At 35.3% G+C, this 17,761-nt stretch carries 20 protein-coding genes and 1 other annotated feature; of the genes, 16 read left to right on the top strand and 4 right to left on the bottom strand.

The features are described from left to right. Positions 1 to 78 precede the first annotated feature (78 nt). The 6 genes from BAQ46_RS24920 (at position 79) to BAQ46_RS24895 (ending at position 5,575) form a co-directional block, all read left to right on the top strand. Positions 79 to 399, top strand: coding sequence for an MTH1187 family thiamine-binding protein (locus tag BAQ46_RS24920; RefSeq protein ID WP_000082897.1), 321 nt, complete (start codon positions 79 to 81; stop codon positions 397 to 399). Then, positions 371 to 1,144, top strand: coding sequence for an ABC transporter permease (locus BAQ46_RS24915; RefSeq protein WP_001057151.1), 774 nt, complete (start codon positions 371 to 373; stop codon positions 1,142 to 1,144). The genes BAQ46_RS24920 and BAQ46_RS24915 overlap by 29 nt, the downstream gene beginning before the upstream one ends. Next, a complete protein-coding gene (locus BAQ46_RS24910) occupies positions 1,141 to 2,139 on the top strand; it encodes an ABC transporter substrate-binding protein (protein WP_071742990.1) in 999 nt (332 codons plus the stop codon). Before BAQ46_RS24915 ends, BAQ46_RS24910 begins: the two co-directional genes overlap by 4 nt. Further along, a complete protein-coding gene (locus BAQ46_RS24905) occupies positions 2,136 to 2,885 on the top strand; it encodes an ABC transporter ATP-binding protein (RefSeq protein WP_000016058.1) in 750 nt (249 codons plus the stop codon). The genes BAQ46_RS24910 and BAQ46_RS24905 overlap by 4 nt, the downstream gene beginning before the upstream one ends. Positions 2,886 to 2,951: 66 nt before the next feature. Continuing rightward, the gene (locus tag BAQ46_RS24900; RefSeq protein ID WP_000848338.1) at positions 2,952 to 3,725 is read left to right on the top strand and encodes a hypothetical protein; all 774 of its coding nucleotides are present in this window, start codon (positions 2,952 to 2,954) and stop codon (positions 3,723 to 3,725) included. A 305-nt stretch (positions 3,726 to 4,030) separates the two neighbouring features. Beyond that, the gene (locus tag BAQ46_RS24895; RefSeq protein WP_000025937.1) at positions 4,031 to 5,575 is read left to right on the top strand and encodes an ABC-F family ATP-binding cassette domain-containing protein; all 1,545 of its coding nucleotides are present in this window, start codon (positions 4,031 to 4,033) and stop codon (positions 5,573 to 5,575) included. Between the two features lie 459 nt (positions 5,576 to 6,034). On the opposite strand, the gene BAQ46_RS24890 is transcribed toward BAQ46_RS24895, so the two are convergent. Then, the gene (locus tag BAQ46_RS24890) at positions 6,035 to 8,059 is read right to left on the bottom strand and encodes a glycosyl hydrolase family 18 protein (RefSeq protein ID WP_071742988.1); all 2,025 of its coding nucleotides are present in this window, start codon (positions 8,057 to 8,059) and stop codon (positions 6,035 to 6,037) included. Positions 8,060 to 8,413: 354 nt separating this feature from the next. On the opposite strand from BAQ46_RS24890, the gene BAQ46_RS24880 reads away from it, so the two are divergent. The 8 genes from BAQ46_RS24880 to BAQ46_RS24845 all read left to right on the top strand — a co-directional run bounded on the left by BAQ46_RS24880 (position 8,414) and on the right by BAQ46_RS24845 (position 12,318). Next, positions 8,414 to 8,785 carry a DnaJ family domain-containing protein gene (locus BAQ46_RS24880; protein WP_000382354.1) on the top strand — a complete coding sequence of 124 codons (372 nt, stop codon included), beginning with the start codon at positions 8,414 to 8,416 and terminating at the stop codon, positions 8,783 to 8,785. A 10-nt stretch (positions 8,786 to 8,795) separates the two neighbouring features. Further along, positions 8,796 to 9,110 carry a thioredoxin family protein gene (locus BAQ46_RS24875; RefSeq protein WP_000787596.1) on the top strand — a complete coding sequence of 105 codons (315 nt, stop codon included), beginning with the start codon at positions 8,796 to 8,798 and terminating at the stop codon, positions 9,108 to 9,110. Between the two features lie 13 nt (positions 9,111 to 9,123). After that, positions 9,124 to 9,375 (top strand): hypothetical protein, encoded by a 252-nt coding sequence (locus tag BAQ46_RS24870; RefSeq protein ID WP_000394355.1) that lies wholly within the window; start codon positions 9,124 to 9,126, stop codon positions 9,373 to 9,375. A gap of 126 nt (positions 9,376 to 9,501) precedes the next feature. Beyond that, complete coding sequence (locus BAQ46_RS24865) at positions 9,502 to 9,645, top strand: hypothetical protein (protein WP_046199037.1); 144 nt, start codon at positions 9,502 to 9,504, stop codon at positions 9,643 to 9,645. 80 nt (positions 9,646 to 9,725) lie between these two features. After that, positions 9,726 to 10,307, top strand: coding sequence for a TetR/AcrR family transcriptional regulator (locus tag BAQ46_RS24860; RefSeq protein ID WP_001254445.1), 582 nt, complete (start codon positions 9,726 to 9,728; stop codon positions 10,305 to 10,307). Positions 10,308 to 10,372: 65 nt separating this feature from the next. Next, entirely contained in the window at positions 10,373 to 11,605 is a 1,233-nt protein-coding gene (locus BAQ46_RS24855) for an MFS transporter (protein ID WP_000992577.1), read from the top strand. Positions 11,606 to 11,661: 56 nt separating this feature from the next. After that, positions 11,662 to 11,913, top strand: coding sequence for a helix-turn-helix transcriptional regulator (locus BAQ46_RS24850; protein ID WP_001996603.1), 252 nt, complete (start codon positions 11,662 to 11,664; stop codon positions 11,911 to 11,913). Between the two features lie 12 nt (positions 11,914 to 11,925). Further along, the gene (locus tag BAQ46_RS24845) at positions 11,926 to 12,318 is read left to right on the top strand and encodes a hypothetical protein (protein ID WP_000514010.1); all 393 of its coding nucleotides are present in this window, start codon (positions 11,926 to 11,928) and stop codon (positions 12,316 to 12,318) included. Between the two features lie 36 nt (positions 12,319 to 12,354). On the opposite strand, the gene BAQ46_RS24840 is transcribed toward BAQ46_RS24845, so the two are convergent. Together BAQ46_RS24840 and BAQ46_RS24835 are read right to left on the bottom strand one after the other, a co-directional pair. Next, on the bottom strand, positions 12,355 to 13,638 hold the full coding sequence (locus BAQ46_RS24840) for an MFS transporter (protein WP_000738817.1): 1,284 nt from the start codon (positions 13,636 to 13,638) through the stop codon (positions 12,355 to 12,357). 108 nt (positions 13,639 to 13,746) lie between these two features. Next, positions 13,747 to 15,060 carry an alkaline phosphatase family protein gene (locus BAQ46_RS24835; RefSeq protein WP_000356448.1) on the bottom strand — a complete coding sequence of 438 codons (1,314 nt, stop codon included), beginning with the start codon at positions 15,058 to 15,060 and terminating at the stop codon, positions 13,747 to 13,749. Positions 15,061 to 15,213: 153 nt separating this feature from the next. Here BAQ46_RS24835 and BAQ46_RS24830 point away from each other — a divergent pair, with 153 nt between their 5' ends. Next, a complete protein-coding gene (locus tag BAQ46_RS24830; RefSeq protein WP_000383851.1) occupies positions 15,214 to 15,507 on the top strand; it encodes a YesK-like family protein in 294 nt (97 codons plus the stop codon). Between the two features lie 93 nt (positions 15,508 to 15,600). Further along, positions 15,601 to 15,806, top strand: a binding site (T-box leader). Positions 15,807 to 15,853: 47 nt separating this feature from the next. Beyond that, positions 15,854 to 17,284: a proline--tRNA ligase gene (gene proS, locus BAQ46_RS24825; RefSeq protein ID WP_001040964.1), complete on the top strand. Its 1,431-nt coding sequence runs from the start codon at positions 15,854 to 15,856 to the stop codon at positions 17,282 to 17,284. A gap of 117 nt (positions 17,285 to 17,401) precedes the next feature. Here the strand turns inward: proS and BAQ46_RS24820 are convergent. Next, on the bottom strand, positions 17,402 to 17,761 hold a 360-nt coding region (locus BAQ46_RS24820), incomplete at its 5' end, for an LPXTG cell wall anchor domain-containing protein (protein ID WP_116777266.1).

The following is a 17,761-nucleotide window of genomic DNA, read 5'->3' as shown; positions in this document are numbered from 1 at the left end:
CTTGCATACAAGGCTTTCCTACGCAGTAGGAAAGCCTTTTCTTGTTTTAAAATTTAATTTCATAAGGGGGATTTTATTATGTCACAACAAGTTACAATTTCGTTTTCAGTAGTACCACAAGCAAAGAACAAAGATGTGTATTCTGTTGTTGATAAAGCGATTGAGGTTGTACAACAATCGGGAGTTCGTTATGAAGTAGGGGCAATGGAAACGACGCTGGAAGGAGAATTAGATGTACTTCTTGATATCATTAAACGTGCACAACAAGCTTGTGTGGACGCTGGAGCAGAAGAAGTGATTACTTCTATTAAAATCCATTATCGTCCAAGCACTGGTGTAACGATAGATGAAAAAGTTTGGAAGTACCGTGATGAATATGCAAAACCAGAAGCAATCTAAAATAATTACAGCAATTTGGCTTATCCTTCTCATTGCGATATGGGAAGGATCTGTTTCATTATTTAAAATTGAACCGTGGATTTTACCGAAGCCTTCTGCCATTGTTCAAGAATTAATTGGAATGAAAGATTTACTATTACCGAATACGATGCAGACGCTGCAAGAGGTTATAATGGGACTGTTCTTTGCGATTTTAATTGGGACAAGCATTGCAATTCTTATGGACGTTATCCCTTTATTTCGTATTTTAATAAATCCGTTGCTTGTTATTTCGCAAACGATTCCAATCGTTGTACTTGCACCGTTATTTATTATTTGGTTTGGATATGGAATGCTACCGAAAGTAATGGTAGTCATACTCGTTTGTTTCTTCCCGATTGCGCTTAGCATTTTAGAAGGTTTTCAAACGGTAGATAAAAATATGTTGAAGTTGTTGCAAACGATGAAGGCAACGAAATGGCAAGTTTACCAGAAAGTAAAGTTTCCAGCAGTGCTTCCATACTTTTTCTCCGGTTTAAAAATTGCAGTTACATATAGCGTAATGGGAGCGATTATTGGAGAATGGCTCGGTGCCAGTGAAGGATTAGGAGTTATGCTTACAAGGGCTACGAAATCCTTTTTAACAGCCCGAGTATTTGGTGTTGCAGCAATTATTGTTATGGTGACATTATGTCTGTATTTTATCGTGGAGTTTATGGCAAGAATAACAGCACCATGGATATATAGAAAGGACGGCAGAAAATGAAAAAAGGTTTAAAAGTTATGTTGGCTGCCTTATTAGCAGTAGGTGTAGCTGGATGTAATCCGGCGAAGAAAGAAGAAAGTGCAAGTAAAGATCAAAAAGTAAAAATCGTATTAGATTGGTTTCCGAATACGAATCATACTGGCTTATATGTAGCACAAGCGAAAGATTATTATAAAAAACAAGGCTTAGATGTAGAAATCATTCAGCCTGGTGATAATGTGACGGCGGAGCAAATGATAGCTTCAGGAAAAGCTGACTTCGCAATAAGCGCACAAGAAAATGTAACGTTGGCTCGTGTGGAAGGTATTCCTGTTGTATCTGTAGGTGCGATTATTCAGCATAACACTTCAGCTTTTGCATCGCTTAAGAAAGATAATATGACGTCACCGAAAGATTTTGAAGGGAAACGTTACGGTGGCTGGGGAGGACCAGCGGAAGAAGCGACATTAAAGACAATTATGGATAAGCACCAAGCCGATTTTAATAAAGTTGAAAAAATTATTTTAGGACAAACAGATTTCTTTAAATCAATTGGTCGTGATGCAGATTTTGAATGGATTTATTACGGATGGGATGGAATTGAAGCGAAGCGCCAAGGAAAAGAGTTAAATACGATTATGGTGAAAGACTTAGATCCAGCACTTGATTTCTATAGTCCTGTTATGATTACGAGTGAAAAACATACGAAGCAAGATAAAGACTTTGTGAAAAAGTTTATGAGTGCAACGACAGAGGGTTATAATTTTGCAATTAAAGAACCGAAAGAAGCTGCCGATATTTTAATTAAAGCTGTTCCAGATGTAAATAAAGATTTAGTACAAGAAAGTCAAAAATGGCTAAGTACGAAGTATCAAGATGATGCAAAAGCGTGGGGAGTACAGAAGGAAGAAGTTTGGACGAATTACATGAATTTCTTATATGATAACAAAGTTATTAAGAAGAAAATTGATGTGAAAGATGCCTTTACAAATGAGTTCCTTCCAAGTGAAAAATGAGTGGATTACAAATAAAAGATATTGTGAAATCTTTCGATGGCAAGAATGTATTAGCAAATATTAGTGCTTCTATACGAGAGGGAGAATTTGTTTCTTTTGTAGGACCGAGTGGTTGTGGGAAGAGCACACTATTAAATATGATCGCAAATATTGAAAATCCAACAAGTGGAAGTGTAACGTATAACGATAAGCAAATGCAAGAGCAAGATGTTGTAAGTTATATGCCGCAACAGGATTTATTACTACCGTGGCGGTCAGCTTTGCAAAATATCGTTCTTCCGTTAGAAATTGAAGGAAAGCCGAAAAAACAAAGGCTGACAGAAGGAATGGAAGCATTAAAGCAGTTTGAACTAGATGAATATGCAGACCATTATCCAGATGAATTGTCTGGTGGTATGCGTCAAAGAATTAGTTTTCTGCGCACATATTTATGTGAAAAGCCAATTATGTTACTTGATGAGCCTTTTGGTAAATTAGATGCTTTTACAAAAATGGAAGTACATAGCTGGCTTTTAAACTCTTGGCACCAAGAGAAGCAAACAATCGTTATGGTTACACACGACTTAGATGAGGCAATCTTGCTTTCGGATCGCGTATTTATTTTATCTCAAAGACCAGCATCAATAGTTGGTGAGGTACAAGTGAAATTACCTAGGCCGAGAACGATGGATATGTTAACATCACTTGAGTTAAAGAAAGATAAGGAAGAAATTTTGAGAGTATTAGCTCCTTATATGAAAAAATAGAAAAAGCCTTTTAACAGTTTTTGGTATGATTACTGTTAAGAGGCTTTTTTATATAGGGGGAGAAAGATGAAAACTATAGAGAAAATAGTAGATGAATTAACGGCAGATAATCTTGAAGAAAGAAAAGCTTTATTAAAAAATCATATTTTATTAATGAAGTATGGTATGGAACATCATGAATTAAAAGAAGAAGAAATGACAGAAATTTTAAAGTGGGTTCAAGGTCGAGATCAATTGAAAAAAGATGTTCCGGAGTTACGTGATTTACATTTAATTAAAAAGTTTCAAGCGGTATTAGATGAATTTATTCATTCCATAATTTCAAATGGTTATGTAGAAGACGCGGTAGAAATTCTAGAGAGTGTATTAAAAAGTATGGGGGCAGTCGCTCATATTGTAAAAATTATGTTTGTCGGCAAAATGAAAGTTAATAGAAATTCCTTGGAAATGGTAGAGGTGTTAAAACGAGAGTGTTACACCTTAATGGAACAGCGTGCTGTTGTCGGTTTACATGCTCAAATTTTTCACGTTTTAGGTTTTGTTCATTCAATTCAGTTTGATTTAGAAGAAAGATCACAGGAACACGGACGAGTTGTGATAGGTCTTTTAACAGATTTTAAAACGGGTGAATTGAAGTCTGTACAACAATTTCAAGCTGAAGACCATATTTCAGAAGTGAAAAGTATGGTGAGTAAAGGATACGGAATAGAATTACAGAGAAGAATTTATATGTGGAAATCGTTAACGCTCATCTTTACAAGTCCATATGCATTAGAAAAGATGTATAAAGAAATTTATGTAGAAAACGATAACATGGGGAAGGAACAAAAAGAAAAGTAGAGAATAGAATATAACAGAGTAGTTTATACTCTTAATATAACAAATGTTAAAGGAGTGAAAGGATAAAATGACTTTATCAACTGTTCTTCAAATGGTTTTAGCTTGATATGGGAGAAGTCTGCCCATTTTTATCGATTAAGCTAAATTGAAGACAGCAGGTAAAGAACCTTAATCCTTTCTTACGATAATATGTAATGGGTAAGGTGTATTCACCTTACCCATTTTTTATATGCACAATTAAATAAGGCTTTATACTGTTGCTCTCTCTATTTAGCTTATGAATCATAAGTAAAGGAGAGAAAATAATGAGTATATTAACGGTAGAAAATTTAAGTCATTCGTATGGTGAGAAAACCATTTTATATAATGCATGTTTTCGAATCTTGAAGGGTGAGCATGTTGGGGTAGTAGGGCAAAATGGAATTGGAAAATCAACATTGCTAAGGATTTTAACAGGAGAACTTATACATGATGATGGGAACATTGAATGGTTTCCACATGTGAAGGTAGGTTTCTTGCAGCAGCATATGGATTTACAAGAAGGGATGACAATTGAGGGATACTTGCAAAGTGCATTTGCTGATTTGTATGCGATTGAATACGAAATGTTAAAAATTGCTGAAGAAATGAATGGAGCAGGAGAAGTAGAAAAACTGTTAGTAAAGTATGGAGAATTACAAACTATATTGGAAAGCTCTAATTTCTATCACATTCATACAGAAGTTGAAGAAGTAGCAATCGGTTTAGGTTTATTTGAAATAGGTTTGAAAAAGGATGTATCGAAGTTAAGTGGGGGACAGCGAACAAAGTTATTACTTGGGAAGCTTCTTTTAGAAAAAGCTGATGTTTTATTACTAGATGAGCCAACAAATTATTTAGATACAGCTCATATAGAATGGTTGCAATCATATTTGAGACTATATGAAAAAGCTTATGTAATCATTTCGCATGATGAATTATTTTTGAACAGTATTACAAATGTTATTTTTCATCTAGAAGGAGGAAAAGTGAAGCGATACGTAGGAAACTATGAAAAGTTTGTGCAAAGTTACCAAGTGCAAAAGAAACAATTACAATCGGCGTATGCGAAACAACAAAAAGAAATCTCTCAGTTAGAAATATTTATTCAAAAAAATAAAATTCGAAAAGCGAAACAGGCTAAAAGTCGAGAGAAAGTATTAGAGAAAATGCAAAGGATTGAAAAGATTCATTCTGTAACTCGATCCCGTTTTGATTTCAGTGTTTATGAGGAGCCGGTGAGTCGTATATTGCAAGCTGAGAAACTAAGGATAGGTTATAGTGATCCTTTATGTCCAGAGTTGAATTTACAAGTGAAAAAAGGAGAAAAGATAGCGATTATTGGTCATAATGGAATTGGAAAAACGACGATGTTAAAAACATTATTAGGTCAAATTAAGCCGCTAAGCGGTTCAATTTCTGTTGGAGAACGAGTAAATCCTGCGTACTTTGCCCAGGAAGAGTTTGCTTCAGAAACAACACCCTTAGAGAAAGTTTGGGCAGAGCGACCAGATATGACAAAGAAAGAAGTGCGCCAAGCATTAGCAAAGTGTGGATTGCGAGAAGAACATGTATTAAAGCCTATTCGTTTATTAAGCGGCGGAGAACAAACGAAAGTACGTTTATGTGAACTGATCGTAACGAAAAGTAATGTTTTAATTTTAGATGAACCAACTAATCATTTGGATATAGAAACAAAGAAGGCGTTGCAGGAAGCGCTACAACGATATAAAGGAACCGTTTTACTTGTATCACATGAGCCTTCTTTCTATGAAGCATGGATAACAAAAGTGTGGAATATAGAAGAATGGAACGCTGAACAATATGAATAAAGAAAAGGCATTAGCTTGTATAAGCTAATGCCTTTTCTTTGTGATTAACATGATTTTCGAGAACTCTTACATGAGAATTGTATGAAGAAGCACTCTTATGGTGCGCTTATAAGCGTGCTTTTTCTTTTGTTATGTTTATATTTATAATAATACTAGATGCCTTTCCCTAATAGGCGACTATCCTTCTTTATGTATATATAGATAGTTTGAAATGGAATGAAAATAATTCCTATATGTAAAGGATAATGTGATTAGTATAGGAAGACAATAGAGCTTAAAGGAAATTCATGTAAAATTCAGGTGAACTTCACACGAACTTCATATTGTAAACTAAATATAGTTATAATAGGTTATTATAATGTTAATTTGTGATTTTTCATAAAATTAAAAGTTTGAATTTAGGAGAGAGGAATCAAACCTAAATTCAAACTTTAGTGAAATAATTATTGGAAGTTACGTTTAGTTTTCGCTAATGGATGGATTTACAAGTTCAGCAGGAGTGCCTGTTCCTGCTCCTCCGATTGTAATCGATCCACCAGGAGGAATTTCACCATTCCATCCTGCATTCGTAATTACGTAATGATTATTTATTTTACTACTAATTTTAGAATCCCAAACTTGTGTTAAATTGCCGTTATAATCAAATTCTAATTTCCAGTTTTTAATAGAGGTCGTTCCACTATTTTTAATTACAATCGAGAAGTTGTAACCACTTCCCCAATTTGAAGTGACTGAAAAGGTAGCATTGCTATTTCCACCAGGAGGTGTTGTGTTAGCATCATCTGTTTTTACAATAATAGAAGCAGGCTGTGATTTATTCCCGGCAGCATCTTTTGCTAGTATTGAAAATGTGTATTCTGTATTAGGTTTTAAGTTTTTAATTGCAATGCTATTTGTTGTTGTACTCCACTTCTCTTCTCCAGCAGTAATTTCATATTCCGTAACTCCTACGTTATCAGTAGATGCCGTCCAGTTTAATTGAACTGAGTTTGAATTTTTATTTGTTACAGCAATATTTTTTACGTTTGTTGGTGGCTCAATATCTTTTTGAGTAATAGGTCCACCTAGTAATTCTTTTACTAACGTATCAAGTAATTTTGGTCCACTACAACTATATTTTGGACTTGTGCGACAGTCACCACTAAGCTCCCAAAACATTGCGCCACTTAAACCTTTTGTCTTTATATAGTCTGTTTTATACTTCATAGATTCGTTGTCATCATAGCTAATAAATGTACCTGTAGTTGCATTATATAAATAAGGTACTTTCGCCACATCGTTCCATCCGCGAACAAAGCCATTTTTATTAACATAATTAGCTGCTAAATCACCATAATCGTACACACCTGTATCGCCGGTAGAATAGTCATCCCAAGTACCTTTAGAAGCGAGCTTTCCATCACTACCTGGTTTACAAGGTTGGTATTGTCCGTTATTTTCTTTTCCACAACTTTTCCACCCGCGTCCGTAAAATGGTACACCTAATACGAGTTTATCTGCTGGAACCCCTTCATTTGTATAAATGTCTATCGCACCATCTACGTAAAAATTCGTATCCGCTGCTGGGTCATTTGGATCTTTGTATAGAGCTGCATTATGGTTAGAAGTAGCTTCCCATCCACCGTGGAAATCATATGTCATAATATTAATCCAATCCAGTATTTGAGAGATTTTCTTTAGCTCTGTATGATCAGCGTAACGTTGGCTTGCACCTGATGCAATTGTTAGTAAATATTGTTTACCATCTTCTGCACCAGCTTTCGTTAATGCATTTCGAACTTCTTGAAGGAGTAGGGTGAAGTTTTGCTTATCTTCAGGACGATAACTACCACCAGGAATCGTTTCTACGCCCGGATATTCCCAATCTAAATCAACGCCGTCAAATCCATATTCGCGTAGGAAATCGACTGTAGATTCAGCGAATACTTTTCTTGTTTTTTCATCAGCGGCCATGTCAGAAAAGCGGTTAGACCAAGTCCAGCCACCAACGGAAATAATTGTTTTTAAGTGAGGATACTTAGCTTTTAATCGTTTCAGTTCGCCGAAATTTCCGCAGCGTGCGTATTTATCACAATCTTCCCAAGTTGTACCTGAGCCAGGATAAGATTTTGTGACATCGGCCCATGGTTCACCGAGTACGAGAGTACCATTAGGGACTTCTTTATTTTGCAGTGGTACACCAGATTCTTTACAGTTCCACGTTTGTTTATTTGGATTATCGGGGTGAGTAGAAGGGTTTCCATGTTTTCCATTCCAGCAAATATCAGCGAAAGCATAGTTTAAATGAGTTAGCTTTGATGCATCAATATCTGCAACTTGATAATTACGTCCGTAAATGCCCCATGAAGGAAAATACCCAACAATTTTTTGACCTTGCTTTTGTGAATCTGCTAATGCGACATTGGGAGTAATAAAGTTTGTGAGAAAAAGAGGTAAGAAGAGTAGTAGGGATAGTAATAGCAGTGTGAATTTTTTTGATTTCATAGCCATTTCTCCTTTCAAAATAAAAGATATATTTAAAGGCATGCGCCAATAAATCAAAATGAATCTAGATAAAAATGATCAGACATCACGAAGTCTATACAAGGAGCTGAAGCTGATTAAATCGTAGCAAATGTAAGATTTGGTGTAAACGCTTTATTGAATTCGAAAAGACTTTCTCAATATGAAATGGCTCTAATACAGATTACACATGAAAATAAAATATCGATTAGAGAGGAAAGGGCTTCTTGGAGTTAAATTTGAGAAAAAATTGTATGAGGTCAATTTGTAATAGCGTAGCAAGATAATGAAATTTCATGTAAAATAATAGTAAAAATATGTAAGGGAGGGAGTAATGTGGATGTGTTTTTGAATATTGCCGAAGAAAAAATTCGACAAGCAATACGGAATGGAGACCTTGATCATATTCCGGGAAAAGGAAAACCACTACAATTAGAAGACCTTTCAATGGTACCTCCAGAACTTAGAATGAGTTATAAAATTTTAAAAAACGCGGGCATGATTCCACCAGAAATGGAACTGCAAAAAGATATATTAAAAATAGAGGATTTAATTGCTTGCTGTTATGATGAAGAAGAGAGAAAAAAATTAAAAGAAGAGTTAACGGCAAAAACGCTACGTTTTCAGCAAGTAATGGAAAAAAGAAAGATTAAAGATAGTTCAGCATTTCGTATGTATCAAGATAAAGTATTTCATAAACTACGTTAAGAGGGATAAGATGAAAAACTTTGAAACAATAGAAGAATTAGTAACATATATTGAAGAACAACAATTAGTACTTCTGTTTATTAAAACGGAAAATTGTGGTGTTTGTGATGTCATGTTAAGGAAAGTAAATTACGTATTAGAGAATTATGATTACGTAGAGAAAATAGAGATATTACTGCAAGACATGCAAGAGGTTGCAGGGCGATATGCAGTATTTACTGGACCGACAATTTTATTATTTCATAATGGAAAAGAGATTCTTCGTGAATCGCGCTTCATTTCGCTTGAAAATCTAGAGAGAACCATTCAATTATTCGAGGAATAAGGGAGGCTTTTATATGGAATTTATTATTTTCATACTATTATTTGTTGTAGTTGTAACAATCTTAACAGCAGTTCGATCAAACAAAAAGAAGGTAAATCTTACAAAACAAAATAACATTCATAACTCATCTAACAACTCATCACCATTATTTTTCTTTGCGGGATCTGATAATGATAGCTCGCATGGAGGTTCACATGATTGTGGAGGGTCTTCTGGTGGAGATAGCGGAGGCAGCTGCGATGGTGGCGGAGGTGGCGGTGATTGATGAAAATGCGCCTTATATAGGCGTATTTCTTTTTAAACAAACGTTTAATTAGTTGGCTTACATATGCATAAAAACAGTTAAACAAACGTTTGATTAAATACTTTTAACATACTAAGGGGAATGGAAATGAAAAGGGAGCCGAAAGTGAAAAACAAGGGGAAAGTAATGTTATTTTTATTAGCTGCGGGAGGCGTATTTCTTGGTAAATTAGGATTTAAAATTGGAATCATACACATGATTCGAACGTGGTTTGAAAGTACGTTTTCTTAAATAAGGAATATAGCCTCTTGTAATAGAGGTTTTTAATTTGTTATCATTAGACTGAACGGTCGGTTTAAAGAGGTGTGAATATGAGAAGAAGTGCAGAAGAGATAAAGAAAGAAATTGCATATAAAGCAGAAAGTCTGTTTTCACAGAAGGGCTATGCAGCTACATCTATGGAAGAGATTTGTGAAATTACAGAACGAAGTAAAGGAAGTATTTATTATCACTTTAAAAGTAAAGAAGAATTATTTTTATTTGTGGTAAAACAGCATACGTATGATTGGCTTGAAAAATGGAATGAAAAAGAGAAGTCGTATAGTACGAATACTGAAAAATTATATGGTCTCGCGGAATATCATGTAGAGGACATACAGCAACCAATTTCAAATGCAATAGAGGAATTCTCTATGAGCCAAGTTGTAAGTAAAGAGATTTTGGATGAACTATTAGCTTTAACTAGAGAATCATATGTTATGTTTGAGAAACTAATTGAAGCAGGCATACAGTCTGGAGAGTTTCGTGAAGATAATACGCGCGATCTTATGTATATTGTGAATGGATTATTATCAGGGCTTGGAGTACTTTACTACGAGTTAGATTATAAAGAGTTGAAACGTATTTATAAAAAGGCAATAGATGTATTGTTAAAAGGAATGGCAGCTGAATAATAAGTCAGTTGCTTTTCTATAAAATAAATTAGACCGAACGGTCGGTTTATGAAAGGGGAATGAAAATGAACGCTTTATTTAAAAACCGAGCATTTATGCTCGTTATGGCGTCTGATATTTTACAACAATTTGCAATTTGGATCAGAAATATGGCCCTTCTATATTTCATAATGGAGCGAACGAATAATGATCCAGTTTCCGTTTCATTGTTATCGGTTATGGAATATGCACCTATTTTTATTTTCTCATTTATCGGTGGTGCGCTAGCTGATCGCTGGAATCCGAAAAGAACAATGGTCGCTGGAGATGTATTAAGTGTAATGTCTATTATAGGAATTGTCCTGTTGTTAAAACTGGATTATTGGCAGGCTATATTTTTTGCAACACTCATTTCAGCGATTGTAGGCCAGTTCTCTCAGCCATCATCTTCGCGTATATTTAAGCGCTACGTAAAGGAAGAACAGGTAGCGAATGCGATTGCATTTAACCAAACATTACAGTCATTATTTATGATTTTTGGACCAGTGGTAGGATCACTTGTGTATACACAACTTGGTTTATTTACGTCACTATATAGCTTAATCATTTTATTTTTGTTATCTGCTATCGCTCTTTCATTTTTACCGAAATGGGTTGAACAAGAGCAAGTGGCGAGAGATTCATTAAAAAATGATATAAAAGAAGGGTGGAAATACGTTCTTCATACGAAAAATTTACGTATGATTACAATTACTTTCACCATTATAGGCTTAGCTGTTGGATTAACAACGCCATTAGAAGTGTTTCTTGTAATAGAACGCCTTGGAATGGAAAAGGAAGCAGTTCAATATTTAGCTGCAGCTGATGGAATAGGTATGTTAATTGGTGGTATTGTTGCTGCGATTTTCACTTCAAAAGTGAACCCGAAAAAGATGTTCGTATTCGGTATGGGCATATTAGCGATGTCATTTTTAGTAGAAGGGCTATCTACATCATTTTGGATTACTAGTTTCATGAGATTTGGAACAGGTATTTGTTTAGCCTGTGTTAATATCGTTGTCGGTACGCTTATGATTCAACTTGTACCAGAAAATATGGTTGGAAGAGTAAATGGGACGATTTTACCGCTGTTTATGGGAGCTATGCTAATTGGTACTGCTTTAGCTGGAGGATTAAAGGAAATGACATCACTAGTTATTGTGTTTTGTATAGCAATGGCACTTATTTTATTAGCAATAGGGCCAGTTCTACGCATGCAAATAAAGAAAGAAGATGTCACTAATAAAGAGGAACTAACAAATTCGTTAGCGTCGAAATAACTATTGTAAGGGAGCAGAAGTGCTCCCTTTTTCTTTGGCGAACTTTTGACAACTATATGAGCCAATTATATACTGATGATGTAAAAACGATTTTACAGGTTAGGAGAAATGGTGTGAAAAATCAAATCTATGAATTACGCACTGAAAATAATATTTCACAAGGCGCATTAGCTGATAAATGTAAGGTTTCTAGACAAACGATAAATGCAATTGAGAATAATAAATATGATCCAAGCTTAGCGTTAGCTTTTCGTTTAGCGGAAGTATTAGGAACAACTGTTGATAAACTATTTTTGTACAAGCAGTAGGGGGAGTAGTTGTTGGGGAAAGAAAAGATAAGCCTTTTCGTTACTATATTAGTTGCTATAGGTACGTTAGTGTATGCACTTTACTATTGGTTAACTGAACTTCAAGTAAACTGGTATGCACTATTTATTTGTAGCATCGCGTTACATTATCTATTTAAAAGTTTGGCATCACATAGCGTCGAAGGGGATACTGAGGAGAAAGATGATTTAGAAAAACATGTATTAAAAACAAGTGCCAATGTTACATATTATGTACTCGTTGTATTAATTTTTGGCTTGTTTTTCGCATCGGTAGGGTTTAATAGATGGATTGATTTTCATAACATACCGTTATTGTTTGCGTTATGTGCTGCGATAGTTGTAAAGCCGGCTGTTGAGTTTTTAATTGTAAGACGTTATAGATAAAAAAGATCCTCTTCTTGCATGAAGAGGATCTTTTTCTTATAGCGTTTTAGTTTTCGGATTAGGTGGTGTAACGGATGTATTATTTTCAGGGACCTTAGTTAATAAAAATCCACCGATAATAAACAACACAATAATACTAAGAACACCAGCATTTGTTTTTCCTGTTAATTGCGTTGTAACACCGACTAATACTGGACCCATAATCGCGGCAAATTTGCCAAATATATTATAAAATCCAAAAAATTCATTTGCAGATTCTTTAGGTACTAGTTTTGCAAAATAGGAACGACTAAGTGCTTGAATCCCGCCCTGAGAAGTAGCAACTAACATTGCTAAAATCCAGAAATCGAGTGTCGTTTTTAAGAAATAAGCATATATGCAGATAATGATGTAAATAATAATACCGACATATAGCATTTTTTTACCGGTAAATGTTGTTGATAATTTTCCGTATAATAAAGCAAATGGACAAGCTACAATTTGTGTGACGAATAATATGATTAATAGATTCGTTGCACTAATGCCGAGATCTGTTCCATAAGCGGTAGACATAGTAATAATTGTATCGACCCCATCAATATAGAAAAAGTAAGCAATTAAGAACATAAAGACCGTTTTATATTCTTTAATATTTTTAAAAGTATCAGCAAGGCGTTTGAAGCTCATTGCAATTGGTTTTGGGTGACGTTCAATATAATGTGTTTGCTCTACGTTCTTCAGCATTGGAATTGTGAATAGTCCCCACCAAAGAGCGGTTATCGCGAATGAAATTTGACTAGCAATGCCGACTGATAAAGGGATAGTTTCTTTTTGAGCAAGAATGATAAGAGCGATACAACCGATAAATGGAATAGTACTCCCAATATAGCCTAAAGCGAAACCTCTCGTAGAAATTCGATCCATTCTATCTTCAGAAGTGACATCTACTAAAAATGCGTCATAAAAAATGTTTGCTCCAGCAAAACCGACTAATGCGAGCATATAGCATCCTAGTAATAAGTACCACTGAGATGTTGGGACGACTGCTAACATACTTGTAAATACAATACCGAGTCCAAAGAAGAATGTGAAAAATCGTTTTTTAAATCCTTTATAATCAGCAACTGTGCCGAGAATAGGGGCAAGTATAGAAATTAAAAGTGTAGCGAATGAGTTTGCATATCCCCAATATGCTGTTGACGTTGCACCAGATAACCCAGCTTCTTTTGCAGCTGCTTTAAAGTAAATTGGGAATAATGCAGTTGTAATGACGAGCGAATATACCGAGTTCGCCCAATCGTATAATATCCAGCTTTTTTCTTGTCTGGACATTTTTTTCATATAGTGTTCCCCCTCAAATTTGTTCTACTAACAGTGTACAAAAATAAAAATTATAAAAAGAGAAACAATGATGAATTTTACATAACTTTTACATATATACACAGTTCTTTACAATTGGAGTAAATCCTCTACAATTGATCCGTCTGTTTCACCTAAGTGTAAACCGAGTAGTCTAGCGATAGTTGGGCCTTCATCAATAAGTCTCATATACGGTATGGTAATGCCACTTTTTATTCCTTTCCCAGCAGCTATAAAAATTGTTTCATAGTTAGGTTTTGTTGGAGAGTATCCATGCGTACCAAATGTATATTTTTTACTAGGCGTAACATCTTTTTCAGTAATTTCTTTTATAAAATCTCCTGTATAGTTTTCAGTGAAATAATACCCTTCTCGTGCTTCCAACATAAATAAACAATTGCCATCTGCACCGCATTCCTTCGCATCCTCATCATGAAGTATAAATTCAATACCGTTTTGTTTATTTTGAAGCAGTTCTTCAAGGAGTAGTTGTACTTCTCGAATTGTATCGGTATCGTTTTTGTCTTTCACATATACATAGGCGGACCCATCGCAACTTTGGCAATAAGCATTCCAGTCTACTAATTTTCCTTTTGAATTTATAGAGATAAGCCCTTTTTGATGAAATAGTACATTTAATTGAATGGCTTTGTTTTCACTTAAAGCGCTATGATCACCAAGAGCGATAATAGTGCTCTCTTCGTATAGTCCACTGTCTTTTAAAGCTTGAATAATTTTCCCTAGTCGCTCATCATGTCTATGAATTGCGGCTATTGTTTCTTTTGATTCAAAGCCGTGATAGTGTCTTTGGGTGTCTAAATCGGTGAAATGTACAAACATGACATTAGGCTTTTTCGTCTGGATTGTATGCACAGCAGAAGCAAGTACGAAATCATCGAGTTCAGGTTGTGACACTCCATTTCGTATATGGCCGAAACGACGATTTAAATCTAATTGATATAGCGGGCTACCGCTAAATAATGAAACTAAAACTTGATTTTGCCACGGTCTATTTGGAAAGATTTCTGGTAAATTGTAATCAATATTTGCTCTGCCGGTAACAGGCCATAGAAGGGCAGCTGTCGTTAAATTTGCTTTATGTGCTTCATCATATAACGTTGTTCCTTGTATTGATTTTCGGTACCAATGCCAATCGGGTGATTCACGTCCAGGTTGAAGTAACGTATTGCTAACAACACCATGTTTATTAGGGTAATTACCAGTTACGATTGTTGAGTGACTTGGGTATGTTACAGAAGGATAAATTGGTTCTACTTTTTCGACAACCGTACCCTTTTTGATTAGAGATTGGAAGTGAGGTAATTTTTGTAGTATAGGAAAATCTAAAGCTGATAAACAGTCGAATGATAAAATGATGACACGATTCGTTAATGCTTTATCCATAAAGTAATCCTCCTAATTATATAAAACCTATTACTATATACTACTATTAATACCTAGTAATAAAAATATGTTTTTAAATAAAATTTATTATTTATTTTCAGAAAAGTTGAACATATAATAAGTATAAGGGAATCTATGGAAGGAGGGAATGGTATGGACTGGTTAGATGGATTTGGTATATTTTACATCATTGGCGGAATCACGATTATCCTTGTATTTGCTATTTCGTATTTACTAAAGAAACGGTTTCCAGACAAGCAGTTCGATATTATATTTGCACTTAGTCTAATACTTCTTTGTTTAGCATCCTTTCCTGTTACAATGATGGTTATTGGTGGATGGGAAGGAATGGGGTATGGGTTTATTGGTTTCTTCGTCCTACTTGGTACACTTATTGGTATGATTGCACATCAACTTTTAAAAATATCACGAAAAAGCTACGTATAAAACTGTAAAAAATGAAAAGAATATATAAAAATAAGAAAATTCACTCTTGTTTTGAAGTGAAATTTATATTATGATATTCAACAAATTTATTTTGTTATAACGATGAAAAAGGACTAGTATATGTTCAACCTTTTTAGCAGAGAGAGAATCCGTCAGGCTGAAAGATTCTTAAAAAGACAACATGGAACCTACCTTTGCGTTCTGCATATGCAGCGGGAATTTCCCGTTATCAAAAAGAGAGCATGCACAATTTTGTGCATGAATCAGGGTGGTAACGCCGGCAAAGCTCGGTCCCTATTTAGGGACGCGGGCTTTTTTGTATTTTCTAGAAGGAGGAAGACTGACTATGGCAAAAGAACAAGTACAAGCGATTACGAAGATGGAAGAGGACTTTGCACAGTGGTACACAGATATTGTAAAAAAAGCAGAACTTGTTGATTATTCAAGTGTAAAAGGATGTATGATTCTACGCCCGTACGGCTATGCCTTATGGGAAAATATGCAGAAAGTTATGGATGAGAAGTTAAAAGCAACCGGTCATGAAAATGTGTATATGCCAATGTTTATCCCAGAGAGCTTATTACAAAAAGAGAAGGATCATGTAGAAGGATTTGCTCCTGAAGTAGCATGGGTGACACATGGCGGGAATGAAAAGTTAGCAGAAAGACTTTGTATACGCCCTACATCTGAAACTTTATTCTGTGAGCACTTTTCAAAAATTGTGCAATCCTATAATGATTTGCCAAAGTTATATAATCAGTGGTGTTCAGTAGTTCGTTGGGAAAAGACAACGAGGCCATTTCTTCGCACAACGGAATTCTTATGGCAAGAGGGTCATACAATTCATGAAACAGCAGAAGAATCTCAAGCTGAAACATTAAATATTTTAAATCTATATGCTTCTTTCTGTGAAGACTATTTAGCGATACCGGTAATTAAAGGACAAAAAACAGAAAAAGAAAAATTTGCGGGAGCAAAGGCAACTTATACGATTGAAAGCTTAATGCATGATGGGAAAGCACTTCAAACAGGAACATCCCATAACTTTGGAACGAATTTCTCTGAAGCATTTGATATTAAATTTTTAGATCGTACCGGTAAGTGGCAATATGTACACCAAACATCTTGGGGCGTATCAACGAGAATGATAGGTGGACTGATTATGGTTCATAGTGATAATAATGGGCTTGTAATGCCTCCTAAAGTTGCACCAGTGCAAGTTGTTATTGTACCGATTGCTCAGCATAAAGAAGGAGTTTTGGCGAAAGCGCTAGAGTTACAAGGACATATTCAAAAGGTTGCACGAGTAAAAATAGATGCTAGTAATAAAACACCAGGTTGGAAATTTAATGAGTATGAAATGAAAGGTATTCCAATTCGATTAGAAGTTGGTCCTAAAGATATTGAAAAGAATCAAGTTGTACTCGTAAGAAGAGATACGAAAGAAAAAGAGTTTATATCAATGGATCAATTAGAAGAACGCATTCCAGCACTACTTGAGGAAATTCATAACTCTTTATTTAATAAAGCAAAAGTATTTCGTGATGAAAATACGTATAGTGTGACGAAGTTTGAAGAGATGAAAAAATTAGCTGATGAAAAGCAAGGATTTATTAAGGCGATGTGGTGCGGGGAACTAGCTTGTGAAGAGAAATTAAAAGAAGAAGTCGGAGTATCTTCTCGCTGTATGCCTTTTGAGCAAGAGCATTTAGCTGACGAATGTATTTGTTGTGGTAAAGAAGCGAAACAAATGGTGTATTGGGGAAAAGCGTATTAATGCTCTTTTGGATAGGAAGGATGAAAAGGACTTTAGGCTGCATAATAAAATGCAATCCAAAGTCCTTTTTAGTTTTACAATTTGTTTCATGTATTTTTAAGATGGAAGGATATGTTTTTATTTTGCGTTTTTACGGCGAATGAATAGTAACATACCAATTAGGAATGTTGAAAGTCCCATTAAAATAGATGCAGGATAATGTGTTGCAGTATTCGGTAACTTATCGCCTTGTTTTTTCGCGTTATCTTTTACGTTACCACCTTTGGAACTATTGCCACCTTGAGGGCCATTTCCTCCTTGAGAACTGCTATCGCCTTTACCACGGTTACCTCCATGAGAGTCATTTCCCCCTTGAGAACTGCTATCGCCTTTACCACGATTGCCGCTAGAGCCATTGCCACCAGAGCCATTGCCACCAGAGCCATTGCCGCCAGAACCGTTGTCGCCAGAGCCATTGCCGCCAGAGCCATTGCCGCC

Origin of the sequence: Bacillus paranthracis (genome assembly GCF_001883995.1) — a bacterium.
Taxonomy (GTDB): domain Bacteria; phylum Bacillota; class Bacilli; order Bacillales; family Bacillaceae_G; genus Bacillus_A; species Bacillus_A paranthracis.
The sequence above is the reverse complement of the archived record's forward strand: the minus strand, read 5'-3'. Positions and strand labels throughout refer to the sequence as shown.

Bases quoted from the DNA above. Each gene is read 5' to 3' on its own strand.
- BAQ46_RS24920 (WP_000082897.1), top strand. From the start codon at position 79: ATGTCACAACAAGTTACAATTTCGTTTTCAGTAGTACCACAAGCAAAG.
- BAQ46_RS24915 (WP_001057151.1), top strand. From the start codon at position 371: ATGAATATGCAAAACCAGAAGCAATCTAAAATAATTACAGCAATTTGG.
- BAQ46_RS24910 (WP_071742990.1), top strand. From the start codon at position 1,141: ATGAAAAAAGGTTTAAAAGTTATGTTGGCTGCCTTATTAGCAGTAGGT.
- BAQ46_RS24905 (WP_000016058.1), top strand. From the start codon at position 2,136: ATGAGTGGATTACAAATAAAAGATATTGTGAAATCTTTCGATGGCAAG.
- BAQ46_RS24900 (WP_000848338.1), top strand. From the start codon at position 2,952: ATGAAAACTATAGAGAAAATAGTAGATGAATTAACGGCAGATAATCTT.
- BAQ46_RS24895 (WP_000025937.1), top strand. From the start codon at position 4,031: ATGAGTATATTAACGGTAGAAAATTTAAGTCATTCGTATGGTGAGAAA.
- BAQ46_RS24890 (WP_071742988.1), bottom strand. From the start codon at position 8,059: ATGAAATCAAAAAAATTCACACTGCTATTACTATCCCTACTACTCTTC.
- BAQ46_RS24875 (WP_000787596.1), top strand. From the start codon at position 8,796: ATGAAAAACTTTGAAACAATAGAAGAATTAGTAACATATATTGAAGAA.
- BAQ46_RS24870 (WP_000394355.1), top strand. From the start codon at position 9,124: ATGGAATTTATTATTTTCATACTATTATTTGTTGTAGTTGTAACAATC.
- BAQ46_RS24865 (WP_046199037.1), top strand. From the start codon at position 9,502: ATGAAAAGGGAGCCGAAAGTGAAAAACAAGGGGAAAGTAATGTTATTT.
- BAQ46_RS24860 (WP_001254445.1), top strand. From the start codon at position 9,726: ATGAGAAGAAGTGCAGAAGAGATAAAGAAAGAAATTGCATATAAAGCA.
- BAQ46_RS24855 (WP_000992577.1), top strand. From the start codon at position 10,373: ATGAACGCTTTATTTAAAAACCGAGCATTTATGCTCGTTATGGCGTCT.
- BAQ46_RS24850 (WP_001996603.1), top strand. From the start codon at position 11,662: ATGAGCCAATTATATACTGATGATGTAAAAACGATTTTACAGGTTAGG.
- BAQ46_RS24840 (WP_000738817.1), bottom strand. From the start codon at position 13,638: ATGAAAAAAATGTCCAGACAAGAAAAAAGCTGGATATTATACGATTGG.
- BAQ46_RS24835 (WP_000356448.1), bottom strand. From the start codon at position 15,060: ATGGATAAAGCATTAACGAATCGTGTCATCATTTTATCATTCGACTGT.
- BAQ46_RS24830 (WP_000383851.1), top strand. From the start codon at position 15,214: ATGGACTGGTTAGATGGATTTGGTATATTTTACATCATTGGCGGAATC.
- proS (WP_001040964.1), top strand. From the start codon at position 15,854: ATGGCAAAAGAACAAGTACAAGCGATTACGAAGATGGAAGAGGACTTT.